Origin of the sequence: Brucella pituitosa, from assembly GCF_965577835.1 — a bacterium.
Lineage (GTDB): Bacteria > Pseudomonadota > Alphaproteobacteria > Rhizobiales > Rhizobiaceae > Brucella > Brucella pituitosa.
This window is the reverse complement of the sequence record NZ_OZ264093.1, coordinates 572,933-585,907: the sequence shown is the minus strand read 5'-3', so window position 1 is coordinate 585,907 and position 12,975 is coordinate 572,933. Positions and strand designations below refer to the sequence as shown.

Below are 12,975 nucleotides of genomic sequence, written 5' to 3'. Positions count from 1 at the left end.
ATGCCAGTTTCAAGCTGTAATCCCAGCCTTAGCCTCGGGCCTGTTCTCTTTCTCTGGGACGGCCCGAAATGGCGCGATTTTTATTTCCGCATTGCCGATGAAGCTCCGGTCGATCACGTCACGCTCGGTGAAATCGTCTGCTCTAAACGATTCCATTTCATCGATCCCTACATGGCAGATGTGATCGAGCGTCTGGAACAGGCAGGCAAGACAATCAGTCTCGGCTCGCTTGCACTCGTCATGCTTGAACGCGAAGCAAAGCATGTCCGGCAGACCGCCGAACAATCGCTCTTTCCGGTCGAAGCCAACGACCTGTCGGCATTGGGCCTGCTGGCTGGCAAGCCGCACATGGTTGGCCCACTGGTCAATGTTTACAACGCCGCCACCGCCAAGGTTCTGGCTCAGCGCGGCGCACAATCCATCTGCCTGCCACCGGAACTTCCGTTGGCTTCAATTCGTGAAATCATCAAGGGAGCGCCAGATGTTGCTTTCGAAATCTTCACTTTCGGTCGCGTACCACTCGCCATTTCAGCGCGTTGCGCCCATGCACGCTCTAAAGGACACATCAAAGACAATTGTCAGTTTGTTTGTGCCGAGGAGCCGGACGGTCTGCCAGTCAAAACACTCGATAGCCAGTCGTTCCTTGCCTTGAACGGCGTGCAGACACTGTCGCATACGTGTCAGGCACTGATAGAAGACATGCCTGACCTGAAAGCCGCAGGCGTTGCCCGGTTCAGGCTGTCGCCGCAGGATTGCGACATGGTTGATGTCGCAAAGGTTCACGACGACGTGCTGCATGAACGTATCGACACGGAAGAAGGCCTTGCCCGATTGCAGGCGATTTACCCGACCGTTCCGCTTTCCAACGGCTTTCTACATGGCGGCATCGGTGCCGCCTGGGTCAGCCGACACAAAACTGCATCGGTTATGCATAACTGATAAAATCAGCTTGCAGCCGACAGCGCTCTGAGCGGGGTAATGGTTTCAAGCCAGTCTGCGAGAACCGTCTGGTCCGGTGCAAGCAAAATACCGAAATCGCCTGCGAAGTCGTTCCAGCCCTCAACATAGGTTTCGCGAACGACTGTCAGCACGGGTATCTGCTTTGCATAGGCCAGCTCTATAACGGTCCGAAACCCCTGACCTTCCGTTTCGCCTTTGCCAAACCGGTTGAGGATCAGCAAATCTGCTCCGGCTTCGATTTCGGCACGCAACGATCCTGCCACATCTGCAAGTGCTGCCGGATCAAGCCTGCAACCGCGCGAGCCGGTGCCGAGCGGTTGCGAGATAATTTGCCGGATGCCGCTGCCAATCCGTTCAATAACAATTTCCCGGCAGCATTCGTCGGTATCGGGGCCACGGTGTTGCAAAAAACCCGCGACCTTCAAGCCACGTTCGCTGGCCCTCGCAGCAACCGACGCCAACAGCGGATCGACCGCCATGTCTTTTTGGGCCAGAATTGCTGCAAGAATCGGCTGTGTGGTCATTTGCTTTCTTCCTCATCGGACAATAGGTCGATACCGGTAATCTCTGCCTCGGCGGCCAAAATAGCAATATATTGAGAAACAGCTTTCGACCAAGTGGAAGCTTCAAGCCAGCCCGCGACGCGCTCAGCCACAAAATCGAATGGCAACACCTCGCCATCGACACGATGATCGAGCTTGATAATGTGAAAGCCAAAGCGGCTTTCAATCGGTGCCGCTGTGATTTCACCGGGTGCAAGACGATCAAGCGCACGCTCAAACTCCGGCACGGTACTGCCTCGCGACAATTGCCCAAGGCTGCCACCCTGTGCAGCTGAAGGGCAGGCGGAATATTCGTGCGCCATCGCCGCAAATGTTGCCGGTTCAGCCAGAATAGAAGTAGCCAGGAACGATGCCGTGCCGCGTGCCTTTTCGCGCGCCTGTTGATCGGCTGGGTCGGCCGCAATCAGAATATGGCTTGCTTGCAGCAAAGGCGAGCTGGTGAAACGCTGCCGGTTTTTCTCATAAAAGCGCAGACATTCGTCGCTTGATGCAGAAGGCACTTCAACTTCCTGATCGATCACCATGCGCACCAGCGCATCGTCGTCGGTTTCAGGACGCCCTTCGGCATCTTTCTCACGTTCTGGGGTAATGCCGACTTCTTTTGCGCGCTGCAAAAGCAACTCCCGGACTGCAAGGGCGCGAGCGGCTGCAAGCAAGGCTGCTCCCGGGTTTTCTGCCGGGTGGTTTTGTGCCTCCGTCAGAATGTCGCTTTCGGCAATCGCAACGCCGTTGACCGAAACCGCATCAAAGATCGGGCGCGGCTTTGGCGGTATGCGTGTATCCGGCTCCTGATAGGTGGAATAGCTACCATGCCCGCCTGAATGCTTATGGTCATGTGCTTTCGGCTGCTTGCTTTCAAAGAGTGTTGCCATCAGTTCTGCTCCGCCCGAAAGTTGTTCTGAACGCGAGCATGGGATGGTGCCAGGCTATTATTGCGCTTGCGCACAACCTGATAACCGGGACGCCAGATATAACGCACAGGTGCGCTCAGCATATGAACGAGACGTGTAAACGGGAACAGCAGCAGGATCGTCAGACCCAAACCAATATGCAGCTTGAAGATAAGCGATGCATCGGCAACGTAGCTTGAAGCCTGCGAGTTGAAAGTGAAGATACCCTGTGCCCAGCTCATGAATTTCACCATTTCATGGCCATCCAGATGCTGTAGCGATACCGGAATGGTCGCAAGCCCCAGCAGCAGCTGAATCCAGAGCAGAATGATGATGAGCGTGTCAGTCGGACGCGATGACGCGCGAATGCGCGGGTCGAACAGGCGACGATGCACAAGAAGCGTGGCACCAATAATTGCCATGACACCTGCAATGCCACCGGCCACAATGGCGAGTATCTGCTTGGCTTCATGGCTGATGCCGAGCGTATCAAATACCCAGATTGGCGTGAGCAACCCGACAAAATGCCCGGCGAAAATCACAAGCACACCGAGATGGAACAGTACCGAGCCCCACATCAGCTGTTTGCGGCGCAAAAGCTGGCTGGAACCGGAGCGCCATGTATAGGGCTCGCGGTCATAGCGGAAGATTGAACCGAGTGCCAAAACGCTCAGCGCAATATAGGGATAAATCCCGAACAGGAACGTATTGATATGACTAGCCATCATCCGTCTCCTAGATTTGGCTGGGGTTTGACGATGCCGCCGGATTACGGCGTGCAGCACGCACCTGCATACGCAACCGGTCCGGACCGCAGGCGTTTTCGCCAGCATTTGAACTGCCAAATGTTACGGCTTCTTCTTCCCAGATGCGATCGAGAGCGGCCAGATCGTCGGGATCATCCTCTTCCTGGCGCAGCAATTCACCCAACAGCTTCTCATCGGGCTTCACGCGGCCAAGATGCGAAAGTGCAGCAAACGCATTGGCATATATCGAGCGCCGCTTGCGCAGGCGTTCGCCGATGGCTGTGGTGATGTGTGCAGTCTGCGCCAGCAGATCGTGGATTTCTTCCGGCGAACGCGTCGACAAAAATTCAAGAAACAGCGGCAGATAATCCGGTAGTTCCCTGGCATCAATGTCGAAGCCATTTTCCTCATACATCTTCAAAAGATCGACCATTGCCTGACCGCGATCGCGGCTTTCGCCATGCACATGCTCAAACAGATGCAGCGACAGCGCGCGGGTGCGATCAAACAGATGCACATAACGCTCCTGCGCCTCATAGAGATCCCCTTTGCAAAGATCATCGATCAGATTGTCGAGTAGGTTCTGGATTCCGGGCGAAAGACTTGGGTCGCTGGCGACAGCGGCTTTCAGTTCCTCCCGTCCAGACTGCACATCCTTCGAAGGATAGGACAGCAGAAGTGATATGATTTTCAGAGCCTTGTTCATTATACCTGCTCCCTGAAAATATCGGTCGGTGTCTGCACGACCTTCTGACGCTTGGCACCGAACAGGTCTTCCGTGGAAGAACCACCCGAGCAGCCATTGCCAAAAGTGAAGCCACAGGAACCATGCAGATCATAGGCATCTTCTGTGACTTCGCGATGCGTTGTTGGGATGACGAAGCGATCCTCATAATTGGCAATTGCCATCAGTTGATACATTTCCTCGATCATGCCGCTACTCATGCCGACGCGATCAGCAATTGCTTCATCAATGACCCCATCAATGGTCTTGGTGCGCATGTAGGAGCGCATGGCCAACATGCGTTCAAGCGCCGAGATAACCGGCTCTTCCTTACCAGCGGTCAGAAGATTGGCGAGATAGCGGACCGGAATACGCATCGAGCGAACATCCGGCAACGGGCCATCCATGCCGAGCTTGCCCGCAGCAGCAGCCGACTGAAGTGGCGAAAGCGGCGGCACATACCAGACCATTGGCAGCGTGCGATATTCAGGATGCAGCGGGAATGCGATCTTCCATTCCATGGCCATCTTGTAGACCGGGGAATGCTTGGCAGCTTCCAGCCATGCATCCGGCACACCATCCTTGCGCGCCTGTTCAATCACTTTCGGATCGTTCGGGTCGAGGAAGATGCTAAGCTGTTCTTCGTAGAGATCCTGCTCGTTGGCGGTTGATGCTGCTTCCGAAATCCGGTCCGCATCATAAAGAATAACACCGAGATAGCGGATGCGACCGACGCAGGTTTCCGAGCAGACTGTTGGCTGGCCTGCTTCAATACGCGGATAACAGAAAATGCACTTCTCGGACTTGCCGGAACTCCAGTTGTAATAGATCTTTTTGTAAGGGCAGCCGGAGACGCACATGCGCCAGCCGCGGCATTTTTCCTGATCGATCAGAACAATTCCGTCATCCTCGCGCTTGTAAATTGCACCCGAAGGACAGGCTGCAACACAGGTCGGGTTGAGGCAGTGCTCGCAGAGGCGAGGCAAATACATCATGAAGGTGTTTTCGAACTGGCCGTAGATTTCCTTTTCCACGCCCTCGAAATTGTAGTCCTTCGACCGTTTGGCGAATTCGCCACCGAGAATTTCTTCCCAGTTCGGACCCCATTCGATCTTCTCCATGCGTTCGCCGGAAATCAGCGAGCGTGGACGGGCAGTCGGCATGGTCCTGCTTTCGCCTGCGGTCTGCAAATGCCCATAATCGTAGTCGAACGGCTCATAATAGTCGTCGATTTCCGGCAGATCTGGATTGGCAAAGATTTTAGCAAGAATGCGCCATTTCGCACCCATCTTGGGTTCGATCTTGCCGTTCTTCTTGCGAACCCAGCCGCCATTCCACTTCTTCTGGTTTTCCCACTCTTTCGGGAAACCAATACCGGGCTTGGTTTCAACATTGTTGAACCAGGCATATTCAACGCCTTCACGGCTGGTCCAGACGTTTTTGCACGTCACAGAGCAGGTGTGGCAGCCGATGCACTTGTCGAGATTGAGCACCATGCCAATTTGCGCGCGGATTTTCATTCTGCTGCCTCCTTTGCCACTGGTGTCGGGGGCAATGTCGCTTTGCTTTCGTCGAGCGGACCTTCCATCCAGTCGACCTTGTCCAGCTTGCGCACCACGACAAATTCGTCGCGGTTTGCACCGACGGTGCCGTAATAGTTGAAGCCATAGGACTGATGGGCGTAACCGCCGATCATGTGGGTTGGTTTGGTGATGATGCGCGTGACCGAGTTATGAATGCCGCCGCGCTGCCCCGTCAGAGGCGATCCCGGCGTATTCACGATCTTTTCCTGTGCGTGATACATGAAGATCGTACCGTCCTTCATGCGCTGGGACACAACCGCACGCGCCACGATAGCACCGTTGGCGTTGTAAACTTCCACCCAGTCATTATCGACGAGGCCCGCCTTCTTCGCATCCGGCTCCGAAATCCAGACAACCGGACCGCCACGATTGAGCGTAAGCATCAAAAGGTTGTCGGAATAGGTCGAGTGGATGCCCCATTTCTGGTGCGGCGTAATGAAGTTCAGCACGAGATGCGGTTGACCGTCTGCCTTTTCACGAATGGCAGGATTGACCGTCTTGGTGTCGATTGGCGGACGATAGACGCAGAAGCCTTCACCGAAAGCGCGCATCCACAAATGATCCTGATAAAGCTGCTGACGGCCTGTCAGCGTGCGCCAAGGGATCAGTTCATGCACATTGGTATAACCGGCATTGTAGCACACACTTTCCGATTCAAGACCGGACCATGTCGGCGACGAGATGATCTTGCGCGGCTGTGCCACGATATCGCGGAAGCGAATTTTCTCGTCTTCCTTCGGTATTGCCAGATGACTGTGATCGCGTCCGGTAAACTTCGACAGTGCTTCCCAGGCCTTCACCGCCACTTCGCCATTGGTTTCGGGGGCAAGCGACAGAATGACTTCCGTTGCATCAATGTCAGTCATGATACGCGGGCGACCTTCGGTAGCACCAGGCTCATGAACCTTGCCGTTGAGCTTGCCGAGAAGTTCTACCTCGTGATCGGTGTTCCAACCGATGCCCTTGCCGCCATTGCCGAGCTTTTCAAGCAATGGACCAACCGATGTATAACGCTTGTAGAGGTTCGGATAATCACGCTCGACCACAACAATATTTGGCATGGTCTTGCCGGGGATCGGTTCGACTTCGCCCTTCTTCCAGTCCTTCACATCAAACGGCTGCGAGAGTTCACCAGCCGTATCGTGAAGGGTCGGAACGAGAACCACGTCCTTCTCAACACCCAGCACTTCTGGCGCCACATCCGAGAATTTCTTGGCTATGCCTTTGAAGATTTCCCAGTCGCTGCGAGCTTCCCATGCAGGATCGGCAGCACTTGAAAGCGGATGAATGAAGGGATGCATGTCGGAGGTGTTGAGATCGTTCTTCTCGTACCAGGTGGCAGTCGGCAGAACGATGTCCGAATAAACACAAGTCGTGGACATGCGGAAATCCAGTGTCACCAGCAGATCGAGCTTCCCTTCCGGTGCCTGATCGTGCCAGACGGCTTCCTGAGATTCCTGTGCGCCTTCCGGACCGAGATCCTTGCCAAGCAGGCCGTTCGATGTCCCGAGCAGATGCTTGAGGAAATATTCGTGGCCTTTACCCGACGAACCCAACAGATTGGAACGCCAGACAAACATGTTGCGCGGCCAGTTTGCCTCATTGTCGGGGTCCTCACAGGACATGTTGAGACTGCCGGATTTGAGCGCTTCAGCAACAAAATCCTTGGCCTCTTTGCCCGATGCCGCCGCCTGCTTGGATACTTCAAGCGGGTTGGTTTGCAATTGCGGTGCCGATGGCAACCAGCCCATACGTTCAGCGCGGATATTATAATCGTGGAATGTACCGTCCCATGAACCTTCCGGTGCGGTTGGCGACAGGATGTCGTTGACCTTGACCGTCTCGTAGCGCCACTGATCGGTATGCGCGTAGAAGAATGACGTCGAGTTCATATGGCGGGGTGGACGGTTCCAGTCGAGCGCGAAGGCAAGCGCTGTCCAGCCGGTTTGCGGACGCAGTTTTTCCTGTCCGACATAATGGCTCCAACCGCCGCCCGATTGACCGATGCAACCGCACATCACCAGCATGTTGATGATGCCGCGATAGCTCATATCCATGTGGTACCAGTGATTGAGACCAGCACCGAGAATGACCATGGAGCGTCCCTTGGTCTTCTCTGCATTATGAGCAAATTCGCGTGCAACAGCGATGATCTGATCCTGCGGAACGCCAGTGATCTTTTCAGCCCAGGCAGGCGTGTAAGGCAGGCCTTCATCAAAAGCCTTCGCCGAGTTCTTGTCGCCAAGGCCACGATCAAGACCATAATTGGCCGCGAAGAGATCGAAAACGGTGGCAACCATCGTGTCGCCGTCTGCAAGCTTTACCTTTCGGGCTGGCACCTTGCGCACCAGAATGCTGTCATGATCGGTACCTTCAAAGAAGTCGTGTTCTCGATTGCCGAAATAAGGAAACGCCACATCGGCAACCGCATCGTGATCGCCTTTGTCCATAAAGCTCTTTGCCAGCTCAACATCGTGGCCTTTGCCGTCTGTTTCTTCCAGATTCCACTTGCCGTCTTCGCCCCAGCGATAGCCGATAGACCCACCGGGTGCGACGTAAGATGCAGTCTTCTTGTCGAAAGCCACCGTCTTCCAGTCCGGATTGTTGCTTTCGCCAAGTGTATCGACAAAGTCGGAAGCGCGGATGAAGCGGTCAGGCACATAATGACCGTCCTTCTTGCTGAGACGAACCAGCATTGGGAAGTCAGTGTATTTGCGGCAATAGTCCTCAAAATACTCCACCTGTCGATCAAGATGGAACTCGCGCAAAATGACATGGCCAATCGCCATGGCAAGTGCAGCATCTGTGCCCTGTTTCGGGTGCAACCACAGATCGGAGAACTTGGCGGCTTCCGAGTAATCCGGTGACACCACGACCGATTTTGCGCCCTTATAACGGGCTTCGGTGTAAAAATGCGCATCTGGCGTACGGGTCTGCGGAACGTTTGAACCCCAGAGCATCAGGAAGCCAGCATTGTACCAATCGGCGGATTCAGGAACGTCGGTCTGTTCGCCCCATGTCATCGGCGAGGCAGGCGGCAAATCGCAATACCAGTCATAAAAGGACATGCAGACGCCACCAAGCAGCGACAGATAACGTGAGCCGGCTGCATAAGACACCATCGACATGGCAGGGATCGGCGAAAAGCCGATTACGCGGTCAGGACCATAGGTCTTGGCTGTATAGGCGTTGGCGGCTGCGATGATTTCGTTGACTTCATCCCAAGTCGCGCGGACGAAACCGCCAAGGCCACGCACCTTCATATAATCGGAGCGCTTGGCCGGGTCCTGCTGGATCGCAGCCCATGCACCGATCGGGGTCTTCACCGCACGTTCCTTGCGCCAAAGCTTGAGCAGACGCGATCGGATCAACGGATATTTCACGCGATTGGCCGAATAAATATACCAGCTGTAGCTTGCACCACGCGGGCAGCCGCGTGGCTCATGATTGGGCAGATCGGCGCGGGTACGCGGATAATCGGTCTGCTGGGTCTCCCAGGTGATGATGCCGCCCTTGACATAGATCTTCCATGAGCAAGACCCAGTGCAGTTCACACCATGGGTTGAGCGGACAATTTTGTCGTGCTGCCAGCGCTTGCGATAGGCATCTTCCCAGTCACGGTTTTCAACCGTGGTAACACCATGCCCTTCGGAAAAGGTGTCCACATTCTTTCTGGCAAGAAAGTTTAGCCGGTCGAGGAGTAGGCTCATAATATTGTCCTCTCAATCCATTCATTAAGTGGCAGGCGCGGATGGAAAGCAGCTTTTCGCCTTCCCCGCGCTGCCTTTGTGGTCAGGCAGCAGCGGTCGCAGGTTTGCGATTGTGCTCGACGTCATAGAGAAGGCCACCTTTTCGGGTGTAGACGGCCCAGGTGATGATGAGGCAGCTCACATAGAAGATCAGGAATGCCCACAGAGCTGCTTCCGGTCCGCCCGTCATGCTGATGGACGTGCCGTAGCCTTTCGGAATGAAGAAGGCGCCAAAAGCAGCAATGGCCGATGTGAAGCCAGTAATGGCGGCGGATTCCTTGCTGGCTTCCAGACGACGTTCCTCAGCGCTTGCCTTGGGCATCAGGCGATCCATTTCCTTCGACATGATCGCAGGGATCATCTGGAAGGTGGAGGCATTGCCGATACCTGTTGCGAAGAACAGCAGAACGAAGGAAGCGAAGAAGCCGCTGAATGCATAGGGCTGATCCTTGATGCCGACGAACCAGAGCACACCGCTCACGCCGATCATCATAAGGACGAAAGCCCAGATGGTTACGCGTCCGCCACCATATTTATCGGCAAGCCAGCCCGAGCCCGAACGCGATAACGCGCCGACCAAAGGTCCAAGGAATGCGTAATGCAGCGCATTGACTTCCGGAAACAGAATGTTGGTCAGGAGTGGGAAGCCAGCCGAATAGCCGATGAAGGAGCCGAATGTACCGGTATAGAGCCAGCACATCAGCCAGTTATGCTTGCGGCGGAAAATGACAGCCTGATCCGCAAAGGATGCTTTTACCGATGCGATATCATTCATGCCGAACCAGTTGGCAAAGGCAGTGATCACGATGAAAGGCACAAAGAAGAAGCCAGCATTCTGCAACCAGAGCGGCGAGCTGCCAGCTTCGGTGGCCACAAAAGCCGGATCGCCACCAAGCTTGCCGAAGATGCCAGCGGTAATAACCAGCGGGACGACAAACTGTACGACACTGACACCGAGATTGCCGAGGCCTGCATTGAGGGCTGCCGCATTGCCTTTTTCCGCCTTGGGGAAGAAGAAGGAAATGTTTGACATGGACGAAGCGAAGTTGCCGCCACCAAAACCGCAGAACAGAGCGAGCAGCAGGAACACGAAGTAAGGCGTATTCGGATTTTGCACCGCATAGCCAATGCCGATGGCCGGAATAACCAGCGACCAGGTCGTCAGTGTGGTCCAGAGACGACCGCCGAAAATCGGCACCATGAAAGAATAGAAGATGCGCAGCGTTGCGCCCGAAATGCCGGGAAGTGCTGCAAGCCAGAACAACTCGTCCGTGGTGAACTTGAAGCCAACCAGCGGCAGCTTTGCAACAACCACCGACCAGACCTGCCAGATCGCAAATGACAGCAAGAGCGCTGGAATAGAAAGCCAGAGATTGCGCTTGGCAATACGCTTGCCTTTCTGTTCCCAGAAGGTCTTGTCTTCCGGTTCCCATTCAGTCAGCACGGCATCGCTCTTGCGGGCTAGCTTGATTTCAGTCTTCTTCAAGCCCTGCAGTTCTGCAAAAGCTGGAAGTTCCTCCGTTGCCTTGCCCTGTGCTGCGCGTTCCATCTGGCGGATCGAAACATGCATCCAGGCAAACGAGACTGCAACGATGACGAACAGCAGCATGAAGCAGCTTGTCCATAGACCTGTGAGATCAAGCAGAACACCAAACAGGATTGGCAGGATGAAGCCGCCGAGGCCACCGATCATGCCGACGAGACCGCCGACCGCGCCAACATTGTCGGGATAATAAACCGGGATGTGCTTGAAGACCGCAGCCTTGCCCAGCGCCATGAAGAAGCCGAGGATAAACACGGAAACCGTGAAGCCGACCACGCCCATTTCTGCCGTGAACCGCAGCGGACCATTATCGCTCTGGATGATGTATTCTGTTGGTGGGTAAGAGAGAATGAAGGTGGCGACGAGAGCAACGAGGAAGGTCCAGTACATGACCTTGCGCGCACCATAAACGTCAGACAGATGACCGCCATAGGCGCGGAACAGACTTGCCGGGATCGAGAAAAAAGCTGCTATCATACCGGCATAGCGAATATCGACGCCATAAACATGGATCAGATATTGCGGCAGCCACAGCGCCAGCGCCACGAACGCACCGAAAACAAAGAAGTAATAGAGCGAGAAGCGCCAGACCTGAATATTCTTGAGCGGTTCGAGTTCCAGAAGCGTGCTGACGGGCTTTTCACCCGTGCGCTTGCGCTCAAGCAGAACTGGATCATCGCTGGTGGTAAAATAGAAGATCAGCGCCATAACGATCATCGCCGCTGCCCAGATTTCGGCAACTGCATGCCATCCAAGCGCAACCATGACCATCGGTGCGAAAAATTTCGTGACGGCCGAACCGACATTACCGGCGCCAAAAATACCAAGGGCCGTGCCCTGCTTTTCCGGCGGATACCAGCGCGAGACATAAGCAACACCAACCGAGAATGAACCGCCCGCAACACCAACACCCAGCGCTGCAATCAGCATGTGAGGATAGGTCGTTGCATAGGTCAGGAAATAGGTGGCGACAGCTGAGATCAGCATGGTCAGCGTAAAAATCGCGCGTCCGCCATAGCGGTCAGCCCATATGCCAAGAATGACACGGATCAGCGATCCCGTAAGGATCGGCGTGCCAACCAGCAAGCCGAACTGCGTTTCACTCAGACCGAGATCAGCGCGGATCTGTATGCCAATGATTGCGAAAATGGTCCAAACGGCGAAGCATACTGTAAAGGCAATCGTGCTCATCGTCAGAGCAGTAGTCTGCTTACGGTGGGAAGCCACCGGGACGTGTGGCATAGGCGTACTCCGAATTGAATACCATGGAAGGTTTCGTTTGCACTTATGCGGTGTCTGTCTGTTGAATACATTGATTAGGATCAATATTTGATAATCAATCAAGGGTTTTTGTAGTTAATATCCATCATATGCTGAAAATAGATTTAGTTTTATGACACAATTGATAAAATAATACTTATTAATTGATATTGATCAAGACTTTTGCTATAATAAAACTAGAGATGAAAGGTAAGGTTTTAATGCGCGATGAGGATATCCTGGTTCTAAAGACGCTTCCGCTCTTTCTTGGAATGCGGGATAAGACTTTTGAGTTCCTCATAGCTCCCAGCTTTGCGCAATCCTTTCCGCCGCGAACCACCTTGATTGAAGAAAATCAGCCGTCTGATTTTCTCTTTGTCGTGCTCGATGGACTGGTGCTTATGTCTGCCCGCTCCGAAGATGGTGAAACGGCACTGGAAGTTCTGCGCTCAGGTGATGTTTTCATCCTGGCTGCGTCGTTAAACAATGATGTGTGTTTGCAAAGCGCACAGACATTGACCGCCGCGCGCGTGTTGATGATCCCGTCATCGCTCGTTCGCTCCATGATGAGCGAAGATTCAGGCTTCATGCAGGCTATCGTTTTCGAGCTGGCGCGGTCTTACCGACGGCTTGTAAAAGAGCTGAAGACGCAGAAATTACGCAATAGTGTCCAGCGGTTAGCCAACTGGATCGTTAAGGAATCGCTCGCGAATAACGGAACGGATGTCGTTACCATTCCTTATGAAAAACGCATCTTGGCGGCCTATCTCGGCATGACGCCGGAGAACCTGTCGCGCAGCTTTGCCAACCTTGGCGCACATGGTGTGAGCGTACAGGCATCAGCCGTTAAAATTATCGACTATGACAAACTTCTGGCATTTGCATCACCCTCGCCCCTGATCGATAAGGAAGAGCCGGTGCGAGGGACTGACCAAAGTCTCTGATCGTACTGATCGA

The 12,975-nt window shown here is 54.3% G+C and carries 9 protein-coding genes; 2 read left to right on the top strand and 7 right to left on the bottom strand.

Features of this window, described 5'->3' with window-relative positions; translation table 11 throughout:
* A complete protein-coding gene (gene ubiV, locus ACSME1_RS13995; RefSeq protein WP_024895611.1) occupies positions 1-939 on the top strand; it encodes a ubiquinone anaerobic biosynthesis protein UbiV in 939 nt (312 codons plus the stop codon).
* 5 nt (positions 940-944) lie between these two features.
* On the opposite strand, the gene ACSME1_RS13990 is transcribed toward ubiV, so the two are convergent.
* From ACSME1_RS13990 to ACSME1_RS13960, 7 genes are all read right to left on the bottom strand, one after another.
* On the bottom strand, positions 945-1,484 hold the full coding sequence (locus ACSME1_RS13990) for a DUF2478 domain-containing protein (protein ID WP_024895612.1): 540 nt from the start codon (positions 1,482-1,484) through the stop codon (positions 945-947).
* Positions 1,481-2,395: a peptidylprolyl isomerase gene (locus tag ACSME1_RS13985; protein ID WP_024895613.1), complete on the bottom strand. Its 915-nt coding sequence runs from the start codon at positions 2,393-2,395 to the stop codon at positions 1,481-1,483. Before ACSME1_RS13985 ends, ACSME1_RS13990 begins: the two co-directional genes overlap by 4 nt.
* Positions 2,395-3,138 (bottom strand): respiratory nitrate reductase subunit gamma, encoded by a 744-nt coding sequence (gene narI, locus ACSME1_RS13980; protein ID WP_024895614.1) that lies wholly within the window; start codon positions 3,136-3,138, stop codon positions 2,395-2,397. Before narI ends, ACSME1_RS13985 begins: the two co-directional genes overlap by 1 nt.
* Before the next feature lie 10 nt (positions 3,139-3,148).
* Positions 3,149-3,865, bottom strand: coding sequence for a nitrate reductase molybdenum cofactor assembly chaperone (gene narJ, locus ACSME1_RS13975; RefSeq protein WP_024895615.1), 717 nt, complete (start codon positions 3,863-3,865; stop codon positions 3,149-3,151).
* Positions 3,865-5,403 carry a nitrate reductase subunit beta gene (gene narH, locus ACSME1_RS13970; protein WP_007877588.1) on the bottom strand — a complete coding sequence of 513 codons (1,539 nt, stop codon included), beginning with the start codon at positions 5,401-5,403 and terminating at the stop codon, positions 3,865-3,867. Before narH ends, narJ begins: the two co-directional genes overlap by 1 nt.
* The gene (locus ACSME1_RS13965; RefSeq protein WP_024895616.1) at positions 5,400-9,176 is read right to left on the bottom strand and encodes a nitrate reductase subunit alpha; all 3,777 of its coding nucleotides are present in this window, start codon (positions 9,174-9,176) and stop codon (positions 5,400-5,402) included. Before ACSME1_RS13965 ends, narH begins: the two co-directional genes overlap by 4 nt.
* Before the next feature lie 82 nt (positions 9,177-9,258).
* Positions 9,259-12,000 (bottom strand): nitrate/nitrite transporter, encoded by a 2,742-nt coding sequence (locus ACSME1_RS13960; RefSeq protein WP_024895617.1) that lies wholly within the window; start codon positions 11,998-12,000, stop codon positions 9,259-9,261.
* Positions 12,001-12,239: 239 nt separating this feature from the next.
* Between ACSME1_RS13960 and ACSME1_RS13955 the strand changes: the two genes are divergently transcribed.
* The gene (locus tag ACSME1_RS13955; protein WP_024895618.1) at positions 12,240-12,962 is read left to right on the top strand and encodes a cyclic nucleotide-binding domain-containing protein; all 723 of its coding nucleotides are present in this window, start codon (positions 12,240-12,242) and stop codon (positions 12,960-12,962) included.
* Positions 12,963-12,975 lie beyond the last annotated feature (13 nt).